Annotated in this window: 19 protein-coding genes; 4 read left to right on the top strand and 15 right to left on the bottom strand. The window is 59.1% G+C overall.

Annotated features, from left to right (window positions below; genetic code table 11):
- Positions 1 to 29: 29 nt before the first annotated feature.
- The 6 genes from odhB to sdhC all read right to left on the bottom strand — a co-directional run bounded on the left by odhB (position 30) and on the right by sdhC (position 7,622).
- Positions 30 to 1,253, bottom strand: a complete 1,224-nt coding sequence (odhB, locus tag HRH33_RS09885) for a 2-oxoglutarate dehydrogenase complex dihydrolipoyllysine-residue succinyltransferase (RefSeq protein WP_123480358.1) — start codon at positions 1,251 to 1,253, stop codon at positions 30 to 32.
- Between the two features lie 44 nt (positions 1,254 to 1,297).
- On the bottom strand, positions 1,298 to 4,129 hold the full coding sequence (locus HRH33_RS09880; protein WP_034137562.1) for a 2-oxoglutarate dehydrogenase E1 component: 2,832 nt from the start codon (positions 4,127 to 4,129) through the stop codon (positions 1,298 to 1,300).
- A 261-nt stretch (positions 4,130 to 4,390) separates the two neighbouring features.
- Positions 4,391 to 5,095 (bottom strand): succinate dehydrogenase iron-sulfur subunit, encoded by a 705-nt coding sequence (locus HRH33_RS09875; protein ID WP_034096664.1) that lies wholly within the window; start codon positions 5,093 to 5,095, stop codon positions 4,391 to 4,393.
- Between the two features lie 11 nt (positions 5,096 to 5,106).
- Positions 5,107 to 6,879 (bottom strand): succinate dehydrogenase flavoprotein subunit, encoded by a 1,773-nt coding sequence (sdhA, locus tag HRH33_RS09870; protein ID WP_034096663.1) that lies wholly within the window; start codon positions 6,877 to 6,879, stop codon positions 5,107 to 5,109.
- 3 nt (positions 6,880 to 6,882) lie between these two features.
- Positions 6,883 to 7,251: a succinate dehydrogenase, hydrophobic membrane anchor protein gene (gene sdhD, locus HRH33_RS09865; protein ID WP_167417568.1), complete on the bottom strand. Its 369-nt coding sequence runs from the start codon at positions 7,249 to 7,251 to the stop codon at positions 6,883 to 6,885.
- Positions 7,245 to 7,622: a succinate dehydrogenase, cytochrome b556 subunit gene (sdhC, locus tag HRH33_RS09860; protein WP_034096662.1), complete on the bottom strand. Its 378-nt coding sequence runs from the start codon at positions 7,620 to 7,622 to the stop codon at positions 7,245 to 7,247. The genes sdhD and sdhC overlap by 7 nt, the downstream gene beginning before the upstream one ends.
- A gap of 364 nt (positions 7,623 to 7,986) precedes the next feature.
- On the opposite strand from sdhC, the gene gltA reads away from it, so the two are divergent.
- Positions 7,987 to 9,276, top strand: a complete 1,290-nt coding sequence (gene gltA / locus HRH33_RS09855) for a citrate synthase (protein ID WP_034137560.1) — start codon at positions 7,987 to 7,989, stop codon at positions 9,274 to 9,276.
- Between the two features lie 179 nt (positions 9,277 to 9,455).
- On the opposite strand, the gene HRH33_RS09850 is transcribed toward gltA, so the two are convergent.
- The 3 genes from HRH33_RS09850 to HRH33_RS09840 form a co-directional block, all read right to left on the bottom strand.
- Positions 9,456 to 11,114, bottom strand: a complete 1,659-nt coding sequence (locus HRH33_RS09850) for a cation acetate symporter (protein WP_034137559.1) — start codon at positions 11,112 to 11,114, stop codon at positions 9,456 to 9,458.
- Positions 11,111 to 11,422 (bottom strand): DUF485 domain-containing protein, encoded by a 312-nt coding sequence (locus HRH33_RS09845; protein WP_034096660.1) that lies wholly within the window; start codon positions 11,420 to 11,422, stop codon positions 11,111 to 11,113. The genes HRH33_RS09850 and HRH33_RS09845 overlap by 4 nt, the downstream gene beginning before the upstream one ends.
- 262 nt (positions 11,423 to 11,684) lie before the next feature.
- Positions 11,685 to 12,536, bottom strand: a complete 852-nt coding sequence (locus HRH33_RS09840; protein ID WP_034096659.1) for a glycine betaine ABC transporter substrate-binding protein — start codon at positions 12,534 to 12,536, stop codon at positions 11,685 to 11,687.
- 331 nt (positions 12,537 to 12,867) lie between these two features.
- Between HRH33_RS09840 and HRH33_RS09835 the strand changes: the two genes are divergently transcribed.
- Positions 12,868 to 14,421, top strand: a complete 1,554-nt coding sequence (locus HRH33_RS09835; protein ID WP_167417569.1) for a glycoside hydrolase family 17 protein — start codon at positions 12,868 to 12,870, stop codon at positions 14,419 to 14,421.
- 106 nt (positions 14,422 to 14,527) lie between these two features.
- Here the strand turns inward: HRH33_RS09835 and HRH33_RS09830 are convergent, their stop codons facing one another.
- Complete coding sequence (locus HRH33_RS09830) at positions 14,528 to 14,896, bottom strand: hypothetical protein (protein WP_034096657.1); 369 nt, start codon at positions 14,894 to 14,896, stop codon at positions 14,528 to 14,530.
- Positions 14,897 to 15,132: 236 nt separating this feature from the next.
- Between HRH33_RS09830 and HRH33_RS09825 the strand changes: the two genes are divergently transcribed.
- Both HRH33_RS09825 and HRH33_RS09820 read left to right on the top strand, forming a co-directional pair.
- Complete coding sequence (locus tag HRH33_RS09825; protein ID WP_034096656.1) at positions 15,133 to 16,431, top strand: serine/threonine protein kinase; 1,299 nt, start codon at positions 15,133 to 15,135, stop codon at positions 16,429 to 16,431.
- Entirely contained in the window at positions 16,424 to 17,212 is a 789-nt protein-coding gene (locus tag HRH33_RS09820; protein WP_034096655.1) for an MlaA family lipoprotein, read from the top strand. The genes HRH33_RS09825 and HRH33_RS09820 overlap by 8 nt, the downstream gene beginning before the upstream one ends.
- Before the next feature lie 52 nt (positions 17,213 to 17,264).
- On the opposite strand, the gene HRH33_RS09815 is transcribed toward HRH33_RS09820, so the two are convergent.
- The 5 genes from HRH33_RS09815 to HRH33_RS09795 form a co-directional block, all read right to left on the bottom strand.
- Positions 17,265 to 18,179, bottom strand: a complete 915-nt coding sequence (locus HRH33_RS09815) for a DUF808 domain-containing protein (protein WP_167417570.1) — start codon at positions 18,177 to 18,179, stop codon at positions 17,265 to 17,267.
- Positions 18,180 to 18,225: 46 nt separating this feature from the next.
- A complete protein-coding gene (locus tag HRH33_RS09810; RefSeq protein ID WP_167417571.1) occupies positions 18,226 to 19,512 on the bottom strand; it encodes a histidine-type phosphatase in 1,287 nt (428 codons plus the stop codon).
- 69 nt (positions 19,513 to 19,581) lie between these two features.
- Positions 19,582 to 20,859, bottom strand: a complete 1,278-nt coding sequence (locus HRH33_RS09805; protein ID WP_167417572.1) for a histidine-type phosphatase — start codon at positions 20,857 to 20,859, stop codon at positions 19,582 to 19,584.
- Between the two features lie 16 nt (positions 20,860 to 20,875).
- Positions 20,876 to 21,595, bottom strand: a complete 720-nt coding sequence (locus HRH33_RS09800; RefSeq protein ID WP_080758700.1) for an oligogalacturonate-specific porin KdgM family protein — start codon at positions 21,593 to 21,595, stop codon at positions 20,876 to 20,878.
- A 104-nt stretch (positions 21,596 to 21,699) separates the two neighbouring features.
- On the bottom strand, positions 21,700 to 23,070 hold the full coding sequence (locus tag HRH33_RS09795; protein WP_040266288.1) for an MFS transporter: 1,371 nt from the start codon (positions 23,068 to 23,070) through the stop codon (positions 21,700 to 21,702).
- Positions 23,071 to 23,085: the final 15 nt, after the last annotated feature.

Raw genomic sequence — 23,085 nt, 5'->3', positions numbered from 1 at the left:
GCTTGTCGCTTGCAGCTTGCCGCTGCTTTTTAGATATCCAGAAGAAGACGAGCCGGATCTTCCAGCAGGTTCTTGATGGTCACCAGGAAAGTCACGGCTTCTTTACCATCGATCAGGCGGTGATCGTAGGACAGTGCCAGGTACATCATCGGGCGGATCACGACTTGGCCGTTGATGGCCATCGGACGCTGGATGATGTTGTGCATGCCCAGGATCGCGGCTTGTGGCGGGTTGACGATCGGCGTCGACATCATCGAACCGAAGGTACCACCGTTGGTGATGGTGAAGGTACCACCGGTCATCTCGTCGATGGTCAGCTTACCGTCACGGGCTTTCTTGCCGAAGGTGGCGATGCCGCCTTCGATTTCAGCCAGGCTCATCAGTTCGGCGTTACGCAGGACCGGAACCACCAGGCCACGGTCGCTGGACACGGCAACGCCGATGTCTGCATAGCCATGGTAGACGATGTCGTTGCCATCGATGGAAGCATTGACTGCCGGGAAGCGTTTCAGCGCTTCGGTGGCCGCTTTCACGAAGAACGACATGAAGCCCAGGCGCACGCCGTTGTGGGACTTCTCGAACAGGTCCTTGTACTTCGAACGCAGGGCCATGACTTCGGTCATGTCGACTTCGTTGAAGGTGGTCAGCATTGCCATGTTCGACTGGGCTTCAACCAGACGCTTGGCCACGGTGGCACGCACGCGGGTCATCGGTACGCGCTTCTCGGTGCGGTCGCCGGCAGCGAACACAGGAGCAGCGGCAGCCGGGGCAGCAGGCTTGGCAGGTGCGGCAGCTGGAGCGTTTTTCTTGGCTTCAACCGCAGCAACCACGTCTTCCTTGGTCACGCGGCCGTCTTTGCCGGTGCCTTTGATGGAAGCCAGGTTGATACCGTTTTCTTCAGCCAACTGGCGCGCCGCCGGTGCAGCGATCGGGTCTTCAGCACCAGCGGCCGGAGCGGCAGCTGGCGCCGAAGCAGCAGGTGCAGCAGCCGGAGCAGATGCAGGTGCAGCAGCGCCGCCCTCTTCGATCGAGCCCAACACCTGGTTGGACAGCACGGTAGCGCCCTCTTCGGCAACAATTGCGCCCAGTACACCGTCAGCTTCGGCCAGCACTTCCAGCACGACTTTGTCGGTCTCGATGTCGACGATCAGGTCGTCGCGCTTGACAGCTTCACCTGGTTTTTTGTGCCAGGTGGCAACGGTGCCATCGGCAACCGATTCCGGGAATGACGGGGCTTTGATTTCGATAGCCATTATCTGTGGGTCCTTAAAATTCGGTTTCAGTCAGCGCGAAGGCGTTAAACAGTGAAAGCATCTTGCAGCAGTTTTTCCTGCTGTTCGGCGTGCATCGACGCATAACCACACGCAGGTGCGGCGGAAGCATCACGGCCGGCGTATTCCAGGCCCAGGGCCTTGTTATGGTTGCCAATGCTGCGACGCAGGTGATGCTGGCTGCTGTACCACGCGCCCTGGTTCATCGGTTCTTCCTGGCACCAGACCACATTCGTGAGGTTGGTGTAAGGCGCGATGACCTCCATCAGGTCGTCTTCCGGGAACGGGTAAAGCTGCTCGATACGCACGATGGCGATATCTTCGCGGCCTTCGGCACGGCGTTTTTCCAGCAGGTCATAGTAGACCTTGCCGCTGCACAGGATCAGGCGAGTGACCTTGGCCGCGTCCAGCGTGTCGATTTCTGGAATCACGGTCTGGAACGAACCGTCCGCCAGATCTTCCAGGGTCGAGACGGCCAATTTGTGACGCAGCAGCGACTTCGGAGTCAGCACAACCAGCGGCTTGCGCAGAGGACGAATCACCTGGCGACGCAGCAAGTGGTAGATCTGAGCCGGGGTGGTCGGTACGCAGACCTGGATGTTGTGCTCGGCGCACAGCTGCAGGTAACGCTCCAGACGGGCCGAGGAGTGCTCCGGACCCTGACCTTCATAACCGTGCGGCAGCAGCATGGTCAGACCGCACAGACGGCCCCACTTATGCTCGCCGCTGGTGATGAACTGGTCGATCACCACCTGGGCGCCGTTGGCGAAGTCGCCGAACTGGGCTTCCCAGATCACCAGCGCATTCGGCGTGGTGGTCGAGTAACCGTATTCAAAGGCCAGTACAGCCTCTTCGGACAGGAACGAATCGTACAGGTCGAAACGTGGCTGGCCTTCGTACAGGTTCTGCAACGGCACGTAGGTGCTGGCGTCTTTTTGGTTGTGCAGTACCGCGTGACGGTGCGAGAACGTACCGCGGCCGATGTCCTGGCCGGTCATGCGGATCGGGTGACCTTCGAACGCCAGGGTCGCGTACGCCATGGTTTCGGCGTAACCCCAGTTGATCGGCAGGCCGCCGGCTTGCATCTTCTGACGGTCTTCGTAGATCTTCGAGACCTGACGCTGAACCACGAAGCCTTCCGGAATTTCCAGCAGCTTGGCGGACAGTTCCTGCAGGGTCTTGAGGTCGAACGAGGTATCGTGACGCGCAGTCCAGGTGTGGCCCAGGTACGGACGCCAGTCTACGAACAGCTCTTTGTTCGGCTCTTTGACCAGGCTTTTCACTACATGCAGACCGTTGTCCAGAGCGTTGCGGTATTCGTCGACTTTCGCCTGAACACGCGCTTCGTCCACCACGCCGGCCTTGGTCAGGCTTTCAGCGTACAGCTCACGGGTGGTGCGCTGCTTGGTGATCTGCTGGTACATCAACGGTTGGGTGCCGCTTGGCTCGTCCGCTTCGTTGTGACCGCGACGACGATAGCAAACCAGGTCGATCACCACGTCACGCTTGAACTGCATGCGGTAGTCGACGGCCAGTTGGGTCACGAACAATACGGCTTCCGGATCATCACCATTCACATGGAGGATCGGCGCCTGGATCATCTTGGCAACGTCGGTGGCGTACTCGGTGGAACGCGAGTCCAACGGGTTGCTGATGGTGAAGCCCACTTGGTTGTTGATGACGATGTGAACGGTACCGCCAGTCTTGAAGCCGCGAGTCTGCGACATCTGGAAGGTTTCCAGAACCACGCCCTGACCGGCGAATGCCGCGTCACCGTGGATGGAAATCGGCAGAACCTTTTCACCGGTGGTGTCGTTACGACGGTCCTGGCGAGCACGCACCGACCCCTCGACCACTGGCGAAACGATTTCCAGGTGGGATGGGTTGAATGCCATGGCCAGGTGAACTTCACCGCCGGTGGTCATCACGTTGGACGAGAAGCCCTGGTGGTATTTAACGTCACCGGAACCCAGCTCGACCTTCTTCTTGCCTTCGAACTCGTCGAACAGCTCACGCGGGTTCTTGCCGAAAGTGTTGACCAACACGTTCAAGCGACCACGGTGGGCCATGCCGATCACGACTTCCTTGGTGCCGTAGGAACCGGAACGCTGGATCAGCTCGTCGAGCATCGGGATCAGGCTTTCACCGCCTTCCAGACCGAAACGCTTGGTGCCCGGGTATTTGGTGCCCAGGTATTTTTCCAGGCCTTCGGCAGCGGTCACGCGCTCAAGCAGGTGGCTGCGAACGTCGGCGGACAGCGCCGGACGGCCGCGCACACCTTCCAGGCGATGCTGGAACCACTGGCGCTGTTCGGAATCGGTGATGTGCGTGAACTCGGCGCCGATGGTGCGGCAATATGTCTGCTGCAACGCTTCGTGAATTTCGCGTAGGCTCGCTTCCTCTTTGCCGATGAACAGGTCGCCGGCACGGAAGGTCGTATCAAGATCGGCATTGGTCAAGCCGTAATGATTGATCGACAGGTCAGCCGGTGCAGGACGCTGCCAGAGCCCCAGCGGGTCAAGCTGGGCAGCCTGGTGGCCACGCATCCGGTAGGCCTGGATCAGTCGCAGTACTTCAACTTGCTTCTTCTCATGCTCACTGCTCACGCTGCCGGCGGAAACCGGTTGGGCGCGGCGCTGGTTCTTTGCCAGCAGCACAAACTGATCGCGAATTGTTGCATGCGATACATCGGTGGCAGCGTTGCCGTCTGAAGACAACGTCTGAAATTTGGTGCGCCATTCTTCTGGCACAGCGTTAGGGTCGTGCAGGTAGAGCTCATAAAGCTCTTCCACATAGGCAGCGTTACCACCTGAAAGATAGCCGCTGTTCCACATGCGCTGCATCACGCTTTCTTGCATGCTTGGTCACCCTCGATTTGGGGACACCACCGGCGAAAACACCGAGTTTGCTTGCAAAAGGCCAAGTGCAGCGACCAAAACAAGCCACTTAGGATCACGCTGATAGTTCGGGTACCAACCCGAATGCCCCTGCTTGTCTCATTTCTTCAAAATAAGAGCCGCGGCTTTGTAAGTCGCTGCTCAAGTTAAAACTACGGCGCCGGTTGAAGCCTGCGCCGCAGCATTTACGGGCACAACGGTCCTGCTTTGTTACAACGTCAGTTACACGCCGCTTTGCAGCAGCATGTTACGGATGTGACCAATGGCCTTAGTCGGGTTCAGGCCTTTGGGACATACGTTGACGCAGTTCATGATCCCGCGGCAGCGGAATACGCTGAACGGGTCATCCAGCGAAGCCAGACGCTCGGACGTCTTGGTGTCACGGCTGTCTGCCAGGAAGCGGTACGCTTGCAGCAGGGCAGCTGGACCCAGGAACTTGTCCGGGTTCCACCAGAAGGACGGGCAGGAGGTCGAGCAGCAGGCGCACAGGATGCACTCGTACAGACCGTCGAGCTTGTCGCGCTCTTCCGGGGACTGCAGACGCTCGATGGCCGGGGCCGGCGTGTCGTTCTGCAGGAACGGCTTAACTTTCTCGTATTGCTTGTAGAAGATGCTCATATCGACGACCAGGTCACGGATAACCGGCAAACCTGGCAGTGGACGAACGATCAGCTTGTTGCCTTTCACCACGGCGGACAGCGGCGTGATGCACGCCAGGCCGTTTTTGCCGTTGATGTTCATGCCGTCGGAGCCGCAGACACCTTCACGGCAAGAGCGACGATAGGAGAAACCTTCGTCCTGCTCTTTGATCAGGGCCAGCACGTCCAGCACCATCAGGTCTTTACCACCGGTATCGACCTGGAATTCCTGCATGAACGGCGCAGCGTCCTGATCAGGGTTGTAGCGATAAACACTGACTTTCAACATGGCAGCCACCCTTAGTAAGTCCGAATCTTCGGTTCAAACGTCGGAACCGTTTTCGGCGAGAAGTTCACGGCACGCTTGGCAACGCGCTTTTCCCCCGGGAAGTACAGGGTGTGGCACAGCCAGTTCTCGTCGTCGCGGTCTTCATAGTCTTCACGAGCGTGAGCACCACGGGATTCTTTACGAACCTCGGCGGCAATCGCGGTCGCTTCGGCCACTTCCAGCAAGTTTTGCAGCTCAAGGGCTTCGATACGAGCGGTGTTGAACGCCTGGCTCTTATCGTTGATCTTGACGTTGGCGATGCGCTTGCGCAGGTCGGCCAGCTGGGCAATACCCTTCTGCATGTATTCGCCAGTACGGAATACACCGAAGTAGTTCTGCATGCAGCTTTGCAGCTCGCGACGCAGGGTTGCCACGTCTTCGCCATCGGTACGCTCGTTCAGAGCGGACAGGCGCGCCAGGGCGGCCTCGATGTTGGCGTCGGTGGCGTCATCGTATTCGATGCCGTCGCTCAGGGCCTTTTCCAAGTGCAGGCCAGCGGCGCGACCGAATACCACCAGGTCGAGCAACGAGTTACCGCCCAGGCGGTTGGCACCGTGAACCGATACGCACGCCACTTCACCCACTGCAAACAGACCAGGGATGATCGCGTCGACGCCATCGGCGTCCTGAGTGATCGCTTGACCATGAATGTTGGTCGGCACGCCGCCCATCATATAGTGGCAAGTCGGAACAACCGGGACCGGAGCAACAACCGGGTCAACGTGCGCAAAGGTCTTGGACAGTTCGCAGATGCCTGGCAGACGGCTGTGCAACACTTCTTCGCCCAGGTGATCGAGCTTGAGCATTACGTGGTCGCCATTCGGACCGCAACCGTTGCCAGCGATGATCTCTTTAACCATCGAACGGGCAACAACGTCACGACCGGCAAGGTCCTTGGCGTTCGGAGCATAGCGCTCCATGAAACGCTCGCCGTGCTTGTTGATCAGGTAACCACCTTCACCACGGCAACCTTCGGTCACCAGAACGCCGGCGCCGGCAATACCGGTCGGGTGGAACTGCCACATTTCAATATCTTGCACCGGCACGCCAGCACGCAGGGCCATGCCCACGCCGTCGCCGGTGTTGATCAGGGCGTTGGTGGTCGAGGCGTAGATCCGGCCTGCACCGCCGGTTGCCAGCACGGTAGCCTTGGCGCGGATGTAGGTGGTTTCACCGGTTTCGATGCAGATAGCGATCACACCGACGAACTCGCCTTGGGCGTTCTTGACCAGGTCGACAGCGTAGTACTCGTTCAGGAACGTGGTACCGGCTTTCAGGTTGCCCTGATAAAGCGTGTGCAGCAGCGCGTGGCCGGTACGGTCGGAAGCGGCGCAAGTACGGGCGGCCTGCCCGCCTTTACCGTAATCCTTCGACTGGCCGCCGAACGGACGCTGGTAGATACGGCCTTGCTCGGTACGGGAGAACGGCAGACCCATGTGGTCCAGTTCGAACACCGCTGCCGGGCCTTCCTGACACATGTATTCGATAGCGTCCTGGTCACCGATGTAGTCGGAACCCTTGACGGTATCGTACATGTGCCAGCGCCAGTCATCGTTCGGGTCGGCCGAAGCGATGGCGCAGGTGATGCCACCCTGGGCGGACACGGTGTGGGAACGTGTCGGGAATACCTTGGTGATCACGGCAGTCTTGTGACCGCCCTGGGCCAGCTGCAGCGCAGCGCGCATGCCGGCACCGCCGCCACCAATAATGATGGCGTCGAAGGAAATAGTTGGAATGTTAGCCATGACTCAGATACCCCAAAGAATCTGCACACCCCAGACGAAGTAAGCGAACATCGCGACGCCGCATACTGCCTGGAAGAGGAAACGTACTGAAGTCGCGGACTTGCCCAGCGCCATCGGCGTGAGGTAGTCGGTAGCGATGGTCCACATGCCGACCCAGGCGTGAGCGCCCAGGGCTACAAGGGCCAGCAGACTGAAGATTCGCATCGCATTGTGGGAAAACAGGCCATGCCATTGTTCATAGCCGATGCCCGGGTTTGCGACGAGGTATCCGATCAGGAAAATGAAATAAGCCGCGAGAACAACCGCAGACACACGCTGCGCCATCCAATCATAGAGGCCCGAACGCGATAGGTTCGTAACGCTGGTTACCATATCCAAACTCCTGCGAGAACGATCAGCACCACGGAAATGGCGATGATGATTTTCGAGCCCAGGCGGCCGCCTTCCAGCGTCTCACCGATGCCCATGTCCATGATCAAGTGGCGCACACCGGCTACCAGGTGATACAGCAGAGCGGACAGGAGGCCCCATGCTACGAACTTGGCCAGCGGGCTGGTCAAGCATGCCTTCACCTCGGCGTAACCTTCCTCGGAACCCAGGGATTTGCTCAATGCATAAAGCATGATGCCCAAGCCCAGGAACAGGATGATGCCGGAAACACGGTGCAGGAACGACGTAACGCCGGTGATGGGGAGTTTGATGGTCCTTAGGTCTAGGTTTACAGGTCGTTGGCTATTCTTCACGGCTTTTTTTCACACTGAAGAGCCCCTAACAATCAGGGCAAAGTTGTAGGGGAGTGCACTGGTCAGGTAAGCACCACCCAGGGAGTGCGACCCCCAATGAAAGCAAGCCCAAAAGCCCTTGGCGGTCGGTGGCCGAGTATAGACAGTTAGGTTACTAATGACAACGCGCGCTCCTCACCCTAATAGCGGATTGCGCTGGCGGGATAAAAGGCGTAAATGGCAGGCAATTTCGACGAAAAAGTCCGGTTAAAGCCTTCTGGAGCAAGACTTTAGGCAAATTGACATCTGAATTTATCTCACTATAGTGGTGCGGGCCCTGCGTGGGGGGTCTGTCTGATGATTTGAAGCATAAATAGGAGGCCACATGGCTGACAAAAAAGCGCAGTTGATCATCGAGGGCGCAGCCCCCGTCGAGCTGCCCATTTTAACCGGCACCGTTGGTCCCGATGTTATCGACGTACGGGGCCTGACGGCCACGGGCCGTTTCACTTTCGACCCAGGCTTCATGTCGACCGCCTCTTGCGAGTCGAAGATCACCTATATCGACGGCGACAATGGCATCTTGCTGCACCGGGGCTACCCGATCGAGCAATTGGCAGAAAAGTCGGACTACCTGGAAACCTGCTACCTGCTGCTCAATGGCGAATTGCCAACAGCCGAGCAGAAAGCCCAGTTTGTCAGCACAGTCAAGAACCACACCATGGTTCACGAGCAGTTGAAGACCTTCTTCAACGGCTTCCGTCGCGACGCCCACCCGATGGCTGTCATGTGCGGCGTGGTCGGCGCCCTGTCGGCCTTCTATCACGACTCCCTCGACATCAATAACCCGCAGCATCGCGAAATCTCCGCGATCCGCCTGGTTGCCAAGATGCCGACCCTGGCCGCAATGGTTTACAAGTACTCCATGGGTCAACCCATGATGTACCCGCGCAACGACCTGACGTACGCGGAAAACTTCCTGCACATGATGTTCAACACCCCGTGCGAGATCAAACCGATCAGCCCGGTGCTCGCCAAGGCCATGGACCGGATCTTCATCCTCCACGCCGACCACGAGCAGAACGCCTCCACCTCCACCGTGCGCCTGGCGGGCTCCTCGGGTGCCAACCCGTTCGCCTGTATCGCCGCCGGCATCGCCGCACTGTGGGGCCCTGCCCACGGCGGTGCGAACGAAGCCGTGTTGACCATGCTCGATGAAATCGGCGATGTCTCGAACATCGACACCTTCATCGCCAAGGCCAAGGACAAGAACGATCCATTCAAGCTGATGGGCTTCGGTCACCGCGTTTACAAGAACCGCGACCCACGCGCCACCGTTATGAAGCAGACCTGCGACGAAGTGTTGAAGGAACTGGGCATCAAGAACGATCCGCAACTCGAACTGGCCATGCGCCTGGAAGAGATCGCCCTGACCGACCCGTACTTCATCGAACGCTCCCTGTACCCGAACGTCGACTTCTACTCGGGGATCATCCTCAAGGCAATCGGCATCCCAACCAGCATGTTCACCGTGATCTTCGCCCTGGCGCGGACCGTGGGCTGGATCTCCCACTGGAAAGAAATGCTCTCCAGCCCTTACAAGATTGGCCGCCCGCGCCAGTTGTACACCGGCTACGAGTCGCGTGATATCACCAAGCTGGAAGATCGGCACTAAATCCCAGCCAGAAAAAACGGCCTCCTGATGAGGCCGTTTTTTTTGGCTGGAATTTAGTGAGCTGCAAGCTTCCAGCTATAAGCCGCAAGCAAAAAAATACCCCTGTATCTCCACAGGGGTATCTCTCTACACAGCACCGCTTCTAACTTACAGCTTGAGGCTTGCCACTTGCGGCTACATCAATGATTCACTGCCCCACTCGCCCCCAGGCCAGTCTGCGAACGCACAAACTGCGGGAAGTACAGCGCACGCTCTTTCTCTGCCGCCGCCGACTTGTCGGTGATGGAGAAGAACCAGATACCGATGAACGCGATGATCATCGAGAACAGTGCTGGGTACTCGTACGGGAAGATGGCTTTTTCATGGTGCAGGATCGAGACCCAGATGGTCGGCCCCAGGATCATCAGGCCCACGGCACTGACCAGACCCAGCCAACCGCCGATCATGGCGCCACGGGTGGTGAGGTTTTTCCAGTACATGGAAAGCAGCAGCACCGGGAAGTTGCAGCTGGCGGCGATGGAGAATGCCAGGCCGACCATGAACGCGATGTTCTGGCTTTCGAACAGGATACCCAGGCCGATTGCCAATACACCCAGGGCCACGGTGGTGATCTTCGACACGCGAATCTCATCCTTCTCGTTGGCCTTGCCTTTCTTGATCACGCTGGCATACAGGTCGTGAGACACCGCCGATGCACCCGCCAGGGTCAAACCGGCCACCACGGCCAGGATGGTGGCAAACGCCACGGCCGAGATAAAGCCCAGGAAGATGCTGCCACCCACCGCATTGGCCAGGTGTACCGCCGCCATGTTGTTACCGCCCAGCAAGGCGCCTGCCGCATCCTTGAACGCCGGATTGGTGCTGACCAGCAGGATCGCGCCGAAACCGATAATAAAGGTCAGAATGTAGAAGTAACCAATAAAGCCCGTGGCATACAGCACGCTCTTACGCGCTTCCTTGGCATCGCTCACCGTGAAGAAACGCATCAGGATGTGCGGCAAACCGGCGGTGCCGAACATCAGCGCCAAGCCCAGGGAGAATGCAGAGATAGGGTCTTTCACCAGGCCGCCTGGGCTCATGATCGCCTCACCTTTAGGGTGAACCTTGATCGCCTCGGAGAACAGCGTGTTGAAATCGAAGTTGACGTGCTTCATCACCATCAGCGCCATGAACGACGCACCCGACAGCAACAGCACCGCCTTGATGATCTGCACCCATGTGGTCGCCAGCATGCCGCCGAACAGCACGTACAGGCACATCAGGATGCCCACCAGAATCACCGCCACATGGTAATCCAGGCCGAACAGCAACTGGATCAGCTTGCCCGCCCCCACCATCTGCGCAATCAGGTAGAACGCCACCACCACCAGCGAACCGCAGGCCGACAGGCTGCGGATCTGGGTCTGGCCCAGACGGTAGGACGCCACGTCGGCAAAGGTATATTTGCCCAGGTTACGCAGGCGCTCGGCGATCAGAAACAGAATGATCGGCCAGCCCACCAGAAAGCCGATCGAGTAGATCAGCCCATCGTAGCCGGACGTGAACACCAGCGCGGAGATCCCCAGGAACGAGGCCGCCGACATATAGTCGCCAGCAATTGCCAGACCGTTCTGGAAACCAGTGATCTTGCCGCCGGCCGCGTAGTAGTCGGCCGCCGATTTATTGCGTTTGGAGGCCCAGTAAGTAATGCAAAGGGTTGCACCGACGAAGACGACAAACATCACGATGGCCGAGACGTTCAGCGGTTGCTTGTGCACTTCACCGGTCAATGCGTCGGCCGCCCACAGGGCGGGAGCAAAAAGCGAAGCGCCGAATACTGCCAGTAGACGACGGATCATTGCGCAGCCTCCTTGAGAATCGCATTGTTGAGATCGTCAAACTCGCCATTGGCCCGACGCACATAAATGCCGGTCAAGACGAACGCGGAGACGATCAACCCGACGCCCAGGGGGATGCCCCAGGTAATCGACGAACCAGGGCTGAGCTTGGCCCCCAGCACTTGTGGCCCGTAGGCGATCAAAAGGATGAAACCGGAGTAGAGCCCTAGCATGATGGCCGAGAGAATCCAGGCAAACCGCTCCCTTTTTCTCACCAGCTCCTTGAAGCGCGGGCTGTTTTGAATCGATAGGTAAATGCTGTCGTTCATTGTTTTTATCCTCGCAGCACAGCTTTTTTATTATTGGAACGTAGCCACTGTATGCGGCTGTGGCACAGGTTCCAGACGACCTTAGTAGTAGATCGAGTGTAGCGAGGGATTGACGACGCGAATGAAGATTTGCAGGAAACAGAAATTAATGTGGGAGGGGGCTTGCTCCCGATGGCGATGAGTCAGTCAGATCATTGAAAACTGACACTCCGCTATCGGGGGCAAGCCTCCTCCCACAGGGGTTGTAACAGGATCTCGGGGGTTATTTACCGGTCCACTCGGCTACGCGCTCAGGGTGTTTGGCAACCCAATCCTTGGCTGCGGCGTCAGGCTTGGCGCCCTCTTGGATAGCGAGCATGACTTCGCCGATTTCGTCCTTGGAGGCCCACTGGAATTTTTTCAGGAAGGCCGCAACTTCCGGCGCCTTGGCTTCCAGGCCTTTGCTACCGATGCTGTTGACGGTCTCAGCAGCGCCATAAACGCCTTTTGGATCTTCGAGGAAGCGCAGTTTCCACTTGGCGAACATCCAGTGCGGCACCCAACCGGTGACGGCGATGGATTCCTGTTTGTCTTCGGCACGGGTCAGTTCGGCAATCATCGCCGCACCCGAGCTGGCTTGCAGCTTGTAATCGAGGCCGTACTGCTTGATGGCTTCGTCGGTCTTGAGCATTACGCCCGATCCGGCGTCGATACCGACGATTTTGTTCTTGAAGGTGGTGTCGGTCTTGAGGTCTTCGATGGACTTGGCCTTGACGTACTCCGGCACGATCAAGCCAATCTTGGCATCCTTGAAGTTAGGACCGTAGTCGACAACCTTGTCTTTGTTCTTGGCCCAGTATTCACCGTGAGTCACGGGCAACCACGCCGAGAGCATGGCATCGAGCTTGCCGGTGGCTACGCCCTGCCACATGATCCCGGTGGCAACCGCCTGCAGTTTCACGTCATACCCGAGCTTTTCCTTGATCACCTCGGCCGCCACATGGGTGGTGGCTACGCTGTCGGACCAACCGTCCACGTAACCGATGCTCAGGGTTTTGCTGTCGGCGCTGGCCAGTGTAGAGCTCATCGCAACTACCAAAGTGGCAGCTGCGCCCAAGAGTCGTCGCATCTTCATCGTACTTCCCCGAAAGTGCTGCGCTCGGCGGATGCCGAGCGACGTCAACCTGTTGTTGTGTAGTGCACCGCGCCCCTTTCACGCGCATCGATCCAGCGGCTGCGACATCAGTGGAGTGCTGACCCTTGGATCATCGGCCTGCGCCGGCCTTCGACCTGCTCTGTCAGCGACCTCTTACAAGCAGGAAACGACATCACATAGCCAGTAGGGCGCTTTGCTGAACGAGCGTTCAAAAACCCGCCCGAACTTTGCATGTCAAAATCGTGCGGTCCTCCTTGAGACGCACAATTGCAGGTAAGATGCGCGCCTTTGCTTTCCAGATAAGCCGACCATGACCGCGACTGCCCGCTTCCCTGCCCTGCCCTATGTATTCGCCCTGATCCTTGGCCTGCTGGCCCTTGTCGGCTACTGGTACGGCCTCGGCCGACCGGTGGTGCTGCCGGACGTCGCCAGCGCCAGCCACAAGCTGCAATGTGCGTCCTACACACCGTTCGACAAAGACCAGTCCCCCTTTGACCAGCCGTTCACACTGCGCCCGGCGCGCATGGACGCCGACCTGGCCTTGCTGGCTACCCGCTTCGAATGCATTCGCACCTACTCCATGACTGGCCTGGAAGGCTTGCCGGCCCTGGCGCGCAAGCACGGTTTGAAGCTGATGATCGGCGCGTGGGTCAGCGCCGACCCGGTAGCCACCGAAAAGGAAGTCGACCTGTTGATCGCCGCGGCCAACGCCAGCCCGGATGTGGTCAGCGCTGTGATCGTCGGCAACGAGGCGCTGCTGCGCAAGGAAGTCACCGCCGGGCAACTGGTGAAGCTGATCCAGAAAGTCAAAAGCCAGATCCAGCAACCGGTCACCTACGCCGACGTCTGGGAATTCTGGCTGCAACACCCGGAAATCGCCCCAGCGGTGGATTTTCTGACCATTCACCTGCTGCCCTACTGGGAAGACGATCCGTCCGGTATCGACCAGGCGCTCAAACATGTGGGCGATGTACGACAGACCTTCGGCAACAAGTTCGCGCCCAAAGACGTGCTGATCGGCGAAACCGGCTGGCCCAGCGAAGGCCGCCAGCGCGAGACGGCGGTGCCGAGCCGGGTCAACGAAGCCAAGTTCATGCGCGGCTTCGTCGCCATGGCCGAGGCCAACGGCTGGCACTACAACCTGATTGAAGCCTTTGACCAGCCGTGGAAGCGCGCCAGCGAAGGCGCCGTGGGTGGTTACTGGGGCCTGTTTGATGCCGATCGCCAGGACAAAGGCATCCTCGCCGGCCCAGTGAGCAATGTGCCGTACTGGCCGTTGTGGCTGGGCGTCGGCGGCGTGATCCTGCTGAGCACGTTGGTGCTTGGCGGTCGCGTTCGCAGCCCCCGTGCCGCGCTGGCTCTGCCTTTACTGGGCGCTATCGCGGCATGCTCGATCGGCACCTGGGCCGAGCTGACCCGCCTGACTGCGCGCTTCAACGATGAGTGGGTGTGGGCTGGCCTGCTGCTGGCGCTGAACCTGCTGGTGTTGGCCCATGCCGCGCTGGCCCTGAGCGCTCGCGAAGGGTGGCGTGGGCGCATGTTCAATTGGCTGGAACAACGAGCGGGCTGGCTGGTGGCATTCGCCGGCTTCGCGGGCGCGGTCATGATGCTGGCGCTGGTGTTCGATCCGCGCTATCGCAGTTTCCCCAGCGCCGCACTGGTATTGCCGGCGCTGGTGTACCTGGCACGCCCGGTAACCGGCCCACGGCGGGAGATTGCGCTGCTGACCTTCATTATCGGCGCCGGCATTGCGCCGCAGCTATTCCGTGAAGGCTTGCTGAACCAGCAGGCGTGGGGTTGGGCGGTGGTCAGCGGATTGATGGTGGTCGCGTTGTGGCGCTGCTTGCGGGTGCGCAGGGCTTAAGACTGCGATCGGGGGCAAGCCCCCTCCCACACTTGATTGGGTATACACATTTCCAATTGTGAATAGCGGCGAATGTGGGAGGGGGGCTTGCCCCCGATTGACCCGATCAAACGCCCCGAGGCTGCCTGACCAACCGCAACCCCGCAATCACCACCGCAAACACCGCAAAGGTTGTGTTGTACAACGCCAGCGCCGGCAGCCCGAACACCAGCCCCGCTACCGCCAGGCCCCACCCAGTGCGGCCCGCTACGAAAAATGCGAGCACCGAGGTCACCAGCGCCGCCCAGCCCAGCACTTTGAAATGGATCATCAAGCCCAGGTTCGAGCGCAACTGGCATTCCCAGCGACTGGCCTCGTCGACGCAAATGCCGACCCACCGGCCGTCCTCCATAAAGCCATAACGCGCGGCATAGCTGGCAGCCAGCCAAAGTGGCAAGGCAATAAGCAGCAGAATCAATGGCAAACGACGGGACATGGAGCACTCCGAAAGGCAAAAACGGCGCTCAGCTTAATGCGCCAACGGCCTTTAGCAAGGTGCATACACACAATTAGTGTTCAGCAGGGGCTGGCAAAGTGTATCGTCTGGCTACTATTACCCCGACTCCGACGGTTTTTTCCGACTTTTCGCACCGAGTGCTGGCACTTCGGTGGTACGGCGGTGGTCATAGCCTGCGAACTTCATTCAGCACGTTTCCTCTTAGGGATTAAGTCATGCTCCGTTCCTTGCGCTGTGCTGCCTTACTGGGCAGCCTTTTTTTGAGTGCGTCAGCACTGGCCGTCGATATCGACCAAGCCAGCTATGGCTACCCTTTGACCAACCCGTTCGAAGCGACCATCGCCACGACCCCGCCAGACCTTCGGCCTAAGCTGCCGACCGACGACGAAATCAACCAGTCCGACTACACCCTGAATATGCGCCCGGAGCGCGAGTTCAGCCTGCCGGACAATTTCTGGGCGGTGAAGAAACTCACGTACCGTATCGCCAAGCAAGACCGCGCCGCGCCGTTGATCTTCCTGATCGCCGGCACCGGCGCGCGCTATGACAGCAGCCTCAACGAGTACCTGAAAAAGCTGTACTACCAGGCCGGCTACCATGTGGTGCAACTGTCGTCGCCCACCAGCTTCGACTTCATCGCCTCGGCATCGCGCTTCGCCACCCCCGGCATCAGTCAGGAAGACGCCGAGGACATGTACCGCGTAATGCAAGCCGTGCGCGCCCAGAACGCTTCGTTGCCGGTCACCGACTTTTACCTCACCGGCTACAGCCTCGGCGCTCTGGATGCGGCGTTCGTGAGCAAACTGGACGAGACCCGTCGCAGCTTCAATTTCAAGAAAGTGCTGCTGCTCAACCCGCCGGTGAACCTCTACACCTCGATCACCAACCTCGACAAATTGGTCCAGACCGAGGTCAAGGGCATCAACAACACCACCACCTTCTATGAACTGGTGTTGAACAAGTTGACCCGCTACTTCCAGCAAAAGGGCTACATCGACCTCAATGACGCCCTGCTCTACGACTTCCAGCAGTCCAAGCAGCACCTGACCAACGAACAGATGGCCATGCTGATCGGCACCTCGTTCCGCTTCTCGGCGGCCGATATCGCCTTCACTTCGGACCTGATCAACCGTCGCGGCCTGATCATCCCGCCGAAATACCCGATCACCGAAGGCACCAGCCTGACGCCGTTCCTCAAGCGCGCGCTGCAATGCGACTTCGATTGCTACCTCACCGAACAAGTGATTCCAATGTGGCGCGCCCGCTCCGACGGCGGCAGCCTGTTGCAACTGGTCGACCAGGTCAGCCTGTACGCGCTCAAGGACTACCTGCACGCCAGCCCGAAAATCGCCGTCATGCACAACGCCGACGACGTGATCCTGGGCCCGGGCGACCTGGGCTTCCTGCGTAAAACCTTCGGCGATCGCTTGACCGTCTACCCCCTGGGCGGCCACTGCGGCAACCTCAATTACCGCGTCAACGCCGACGCCATGCTGGAGTTCTTCCGTGGCTAAATATCTTCTGCTGCTCGCTGCCCTGATGTGCGCGGGCGTGGCCAATGCCGATAACAGCAAGGCTCACGAGCCGACGCAGCTGGGTGATGACGGTTTCAAGCAACCGCTGACCAAGCTTAAATTCAACCCCGGCCTGGACCAGCGCGAGTTCGAGCGCTCCTCGCTCACCGCCCTCAATGTGTATGACCCGCTGGAGTCCTGGAACCGTCGCGTCTACCACTTCAACTACCGTTTCGACCAATGGGTGTTCCTGCCCGTGGTCAACGGTTACACCTACGTGACCCCCAGTTTCCTGCGCACCGGCGTGAGTAACTTCTTCAACAACTTGGGCGATGTGCCCAACCTGTTGAACAGTCTGTTGCAACTCAAGGGCCACCGTTCCTTGGAAACCACCGGGCGTCTGCTGCTCAACACCACCGTCGGCATCGCTGGCCTGTGGGACCCGGCCACCGCCATGGGCCTGCCGCGCCAGAGCGAAGACTTCGGCCAGACCCTGGGTTTCTATGGCGTGCCTGGCGGTGCATACGTGGTACTGCCGATCTTCGGCCCGTCGAACCTGCGCGACACCGCTGGTTTGCTGGTGGATTACACCGCCGAGTCGCAGATCAACTTCCTCAACGTCTCCGAAGTCAGCTCCAACCACCCGGAAATCTGGGCCCTGCGCGCGGTGGACAAGCGCTACCAGACCAGCTTCCGCTACGGTCAGATGAATTCGCCGTTTGAGTATGAAAAGGTGCGCTACATCTACACCGAATCGCGCAAGTTGCAGATTGCCGAGTAAGCAACCCCCACAAAAAAGGCCATTTATGAATGGCCTTTTTTGTGCCTGCAATTCAAGCCTTGAGGGCTTTCCAAACCTTGCTTATTCCGCTGACCAGCACCAAGACTACGGCCCCGGCAATAATTCCCGCCACCGCGTTCAGCAGCGTCGGCATCAACCACGCCACGGCGCCCGTGCTCTGGCTGACCGTCTCGATCCAGTGATGCACCACCGGCACGCCATGGGTCAGGATACCGCCGCCCACCATGAACATCGCCGCCGTGCCGATCACCGACAGGCTCTTCATCATGTACGGCGCCGCGCGCAGGATGGCGCCACCGACGCTGCGGGCCATCTGGCCGGGTTTCTGGCTTAGCCAAAGGCCCAGGTCGTCCAGCTTGACGATGCCCGCCACCAGCCCATAGACGCCGATGGTCATGACAATCGCAATGCCCGACAGCACGACCACCTGCTGCATCAATGGCGCAGCGGCCACGGTGCCTAGGGTGATCGCGATGATCTCGGCCGAAAGAATGAAGTCGGTACGCACCGCGCCTTTGATCTTGTCCTTTTCAAAGGCCACCAGGTCGGTGGCCGGATCTGCTACGGCCTTGGTCAACTGTTCATGCTCGGCCTGGTCTTCGGCCTTGCTGTGCAGAAATTTATGGGCCAGTTTCTCGAAGCCCTCGAAACACAGAAAAGCACCGCCCAGCATCAACAAAGGGGTGACCGCCCAGGGGACGAAGGCGCTGATCAACAGCGCGGTGGGCACCAGGATCAATTTGTTGATAAACGAGCCCTTGGCCACCGCCCACACCACCGGAATTTCCCGCTCGGCGCGCACACCGGACACCTGCTGGGCATTGAGCGCCAGATCGTCGCCGAGCACGCCGGCGGTTTTCTTCGCGGCCATCTTTGTCATCAGAGCGACATCGTCGAGTACCGTGGCGATATCGTCGATCAACGCCAGCAAACTGCTTCCTGCCATGGTCCATTCCTCAGAAAATTCTCCCGAGGATAGAAGGCCAACGATCTTATGGATAGTGGTACGAGGTCAGCGCGGTGCGATCAATATTTTGATCCAGTCGTTGCAACGCCAAGGCCAGGGGGCAAAGCCGCCCTACGGAGGTATCGACGCACCCCTCCGCGCCACGCATATCGGCATGCAGAGGCGGCTGTTCGACGGTCAGTGGCGTCAATTGACGGATCTGCTCCAGGGATTGCGCCTCGAACGCCACCCGCAGGAAATAGCGACCGGTGGCGACCTGCTTGTAGCGCTCGAATTGCAGGCTACCGACGGGTGGAATATTGCCCTCCAAATAATCACCCAGGGTCCAGCGAAAACCGAGCAGTGTCCGCAGGTAGGAAATGTTGGTGTCATGGGCGACCAGTAGAGTGAACGGCGCATCAGGCGGCATGCCCAGGGGATCGTTCGTGGTCAGCGGTGTGCCTTGTTTGAGCGCCAGGGAAATCTGGTTCATCAATTGAGAACCACCACGGCTGGCAATATACGGGCTGTCGTTGATGAAATCGTACTTGGCTTTGGTCAACGCGGTCAGCTGGGACACCTGCTGCGCACTGCGGCCCTGGCCAAAGGCAACCTGGTCCAGCGGCAAGCCTTCGCTGTACTCCAGACGGAACGTCTCACCCAGATTGGCCTGCGTGTTCAAGCCCTTGACCGCCAGGCGCCCGTCGTCGTCCTGGGCCAATTGCCAGGGCTCATCTGTATAGGCGCACGCGCTGATCCCATTGCAGATGACCTTGCGTAACTGCTGCTGCGCGTCTTGATACCGGGCTTGGGCGCCGGCTACGCTGCCCCCCATGCGTGCGAGTACGCTGTCCTCAGCGCGCTGTGGATCCAGACGGGCGAAGGGCATCTTATCGGCCTGGAACAGCGCATCCTGGTCGCCTTGCACTACGCTTGGTTGCAACCCGCAGCCTGGAAACAGACCATCGAGCAAGGCCGACGCGGTGGCTCGGGTGCGTTGCAAAGGGCTGGCGCGTACAAATACTTCGCCAGGCGCCGGGCAGCCATTGGGTAACAGGCCGGCTGTGCGTAGAACCTGACCGCGGTAACGGCCCATCTCCACGGCCGCCGCGTATCCGTGGCCGGTCAACTGCCCATCGGGCACCGACCATTTGGGCAATTCACGACCGGTGACCTTGGCCAGTTTGGGGGTATCCGTGGGTGGCCGCACGCCGTGGCGGCTGACTTGCACCACCTTGTCCAACACATAACCGTCGGCTGATGCGGCGTGGGCCTGCAGCGAAACCAAGCCAACCAAAAAGAACGGGGCCAATCGTACGAAGCAAGGGAACATAACTTCCTCCAGTGGGGAGTTCACACAGATCCATCCCCGCTCTGAGCGAGCGGGAAGGATCGCGCCGGGTCAAGGGTAGCGATAAGCCGTTAACGCCGTGCGGTCGATGGCTAGGCCGGTGCGCTCGACGAATTGCGCCATAGGGCACAACGTGCCCACTGGGGTGTGCTGGCAGCCCGGCTGATCGAAGTCGGCTTGCAGCGGTGGATGAGTGACGTCCAAACGTTGCAAGGCGCGTATCTGATCCATGCCTTGAGTGATAAACCGCGTGCGGATAAAGCGCTCGCCGGTCTGGATGTCGCGGTAGCGCTCGAAGGCCAGGGTGCCGGTGGGCGGGATATTGCCCGGTTGGTACTCACCCAACTGCCAAGTAAACCCGAGCATCGTGCGCAAGTGCGAGATATTGGTGTCATGGGCCACCAGCATCAACAGCCGCGCCGGCGGTGGGTTGCCCAACGGATCACGTTTCTCCAGGGGGGTCCCTTGCTCCAGCGCCAGCACAATCTGGTTCATCAACTGTGAACCGCCACGGCTGGCAATGTAAGGCGTGTCGTTGATGAAGTCATATTTGGCACGGTGCAGGCGCCCCAGCGACGACACTTGTGCAGCATCGCGGGCATGCCCAAAGCCGACATCGGCCAGCGGCATGCCCTCGCTGTATTGCAGGCGAATGGTTTCGGCCATCGACGAGGCTTTGTCCAAGCCTTTGATCTTGAATCGCCCACCCTCGCCTTCTTTCAAGACCCAGGGGGTGTCGAAGAACGGGCATGCCTTATTGGCTTCGCATACGGCGTCTCTCAGGCGCTCCAGGTCCGGACGCAGACGTTCCTGGGCAGTTTGCAGGTTGCCGCCCAGCGCTTGCAGGATCTGCTTTTTGGCAATGGCCGGGTCGAGCTTGGCGAAAGGCATTTCATCGGTCTGGAATAATGGATCCGGCTCGGTGCGTGCCAGAGCCTTTTCGCCACAGCCTGGAAACATACCATCGAGTAATGCAGCGGCGGTGGCACGGGTACGCTGCTTGGGACTCGCCACAACCACCAGACTGCCGGGTTGCGGGCAGCTATTGGCCAACAGGCCAGCATCCCGATAATACGCGGCCTGCCAGGCACCCATGTAACTGGCGGCCAGGTAACCATGGCCGGTCAGCTCGCCGTCCCGCACCAGCCAAGGGGCCCAGGCGCGACCGGTGGCCTTGACCAACTTGTCGGTATCAGTGGGCGAGCGCACACCGTGGCGACTGACCTGGACAGCTTTTTCCAGCACGTAACGGCTGGCTTCGGCCGCCTGGAGACCGGTACACAACGTCAGCGCAGCCAAGGCCAGACTCGTGCGAGTGAATAGGGTCATGGTTGAGTTCCTCTCATTAGAATTCATAGGAGCAGCCCACGCGATAGCGGGCTTGACGTTGGTCAGTGTTCTTGTCGACATACACGTCGGCCATTTCCAGGTAGGGCGTGAAATGTTTGGTCAGTTTGTATTCGAATAACAGCTTATTGCTGTAATTCCGGCGCGTACCGTCGAACACAATTTGATTACTGTAAATTTGCTTGCGCCCGATACCGACCGACAATAGCCCGAACTTGTACTTAGCGCCCAACTCCAGCGCGTCATCATGTTTGTCAGCCTTGCCTTCTTCGTCATACCGCGTGAGTTTGTGGTAATACCCCGGCGTAATGGAGAATTTATCGGTGAGGGCGTAAGACACTTTGAACGCCGGTTTATAAGATTTCTTATCCTCGCCAACGGCATAGGTGAACTTGGGCTTGACCTTCCACTTATCCCCCAACTTATGGCTGTACTTGACCTTGGCCTTGAGTTCGTCCTTGGTGAGGCGGGAAAACGCCTTGCCTGGCTGCCCGTCGCTATCAGGCGCGGTGGCCATCACGGCTTCGAAGGAGAACGCCAGGCCATTGTCCAGGGCTTGGGTCAGCATCACCTTGTCCTTATGTTCACGCTCGACTTCCGAGTACTGATGCTGGTACTCCAACTCCAGCGCCTGGGTAGTAGTCGACGCAATCACCAGACCGAGAAACGAATATCGCCTTATTACTTTTTTATGATGCGCAATGCTTAATTTTTTCATAGTTCACCTGTTATTTTTATTGTGGATGAGACGACAACTTTGCTGTTTTACGCGCGCAGCGGTACGACTTCCGATCACTCGAAAAGTTTGAAATCTAGACGTAGTTAGTTCGTTATGGGTGTTTCAACCAAAGGTCGTTGTTTGCGCTTGCGGTGATGAACTTGGCCGGAAAACAGGGCCGTCATCAGTACCGAGATCAGCGAGGCGCCCAGCCAGAACAGCGACAAGGCATTGAAGTCATAGAGCTTGCTGCCATCCTGGGCCAGAGTGGTGCCGTGCTCGATCAATACCCCGGTGAGGATTTCACCGGCCGCCGCCCCGGCGTAGCTGGCAATCCCGATCATGCCCAGTGCTGCACCGGCCGCGCTTTTAGCGGCAATATCCACGGCCATCAAACCGCCGAGGAAACACAGCAGCGCGCCCATGGATAAGCCGAACAGCATCATCGCTGCCGCATCCAACCAGTAGTGCCCACCGGGCAGGAACAGGAACATCCCCAACGCCAAGCTGTTCATCAAGCCAAACAAAATCGCCAGGCCATGGCGTCGGCCACCGAAGAAGCGGTCGGAAACCAGCCCACTGAGCCCTGTGCCGACAATACCGAACACACCGGTGATGGAGATCAGCGCCGAGGCCGACAACGTGTTGTAGCCCTTGGCGTTTTCCAGGAAAAACACACCCCACGAAATCACCGCATAGCGGCCGATGTACATCAAGCAGGAGGCCAGGGCCAGCAACCACAGCGCCGGATTCTTCAGCAGCGCCAGTTGCGCGCCCCACTTGCCGACGGAGCGCAGCAAGCCTTCTTCGCGACCGCCATCCACTTCGGCAAAGCCTGCGCTCTGTGGCGAATCAGACATGAATAGGTAGATCAGCAATATGCCCAGTACCCCCATGGTGGTCGCCAAAAAATAGCCATATTGCCAACCCCAGGTCACGATCACCGCCGCGACGGCGATGTAGGTCAGCGCCTCGCCCAAACTGTGGGCAATCGACCAGAAGCCATAGAACGTCCCACGTTCCTTGTCGGCGTACCAGCGCGATAAGGACACCACGCACGGCCCCACACCCATGGACTGAGCCCAGCCATTCAGGCCCCAGGCCAGGGTGAGGATGATCGCGTTAGTGGTCAGGCCCATGCATGCGTTGACCAGCGCACTGATCAACAGCCCGAGCATCATGAAGCGCCGCACATTGGCATGGTCGGCCAGGAAGCCATTGACCAACTTGCCCACTGCATACGTGAAGAACAAAGCGGAACCGATCATGCCCAGTTGGGTGGGGCTGAGCAGGTTCTGGCTCACCAACGCCGGTTTGGCCACATTGAAGGACAGCCGACATACGTAGAACAGCGCATAGCTCAACGACATGGATAAAAAGGTCAGCCAGCGCACCCGACGAAAACGATGTCCATCGGGGTCGGCCACCAAGGGCCGCGAGGGCGCGGCGTGGAACAAGGACAGCAGGGATTTCATGGCGGACAGTCTCCT

This window comes from Pseudomonas rhodesiae (assembly GCF_013285305.1).
GTDB classification, from domain to species: Bacteria; Pseudomonadota; Gammaproteobacteria; order Pseudomonadales; family Pseudomonadaceae; genus Aquipseudomonas; species Aquipseudomonas rhodesiae.
Note: the sequence above shows the minus strand (reverse complement) of the source record. Positions and strands in the feature narration are given on the sequence as shown.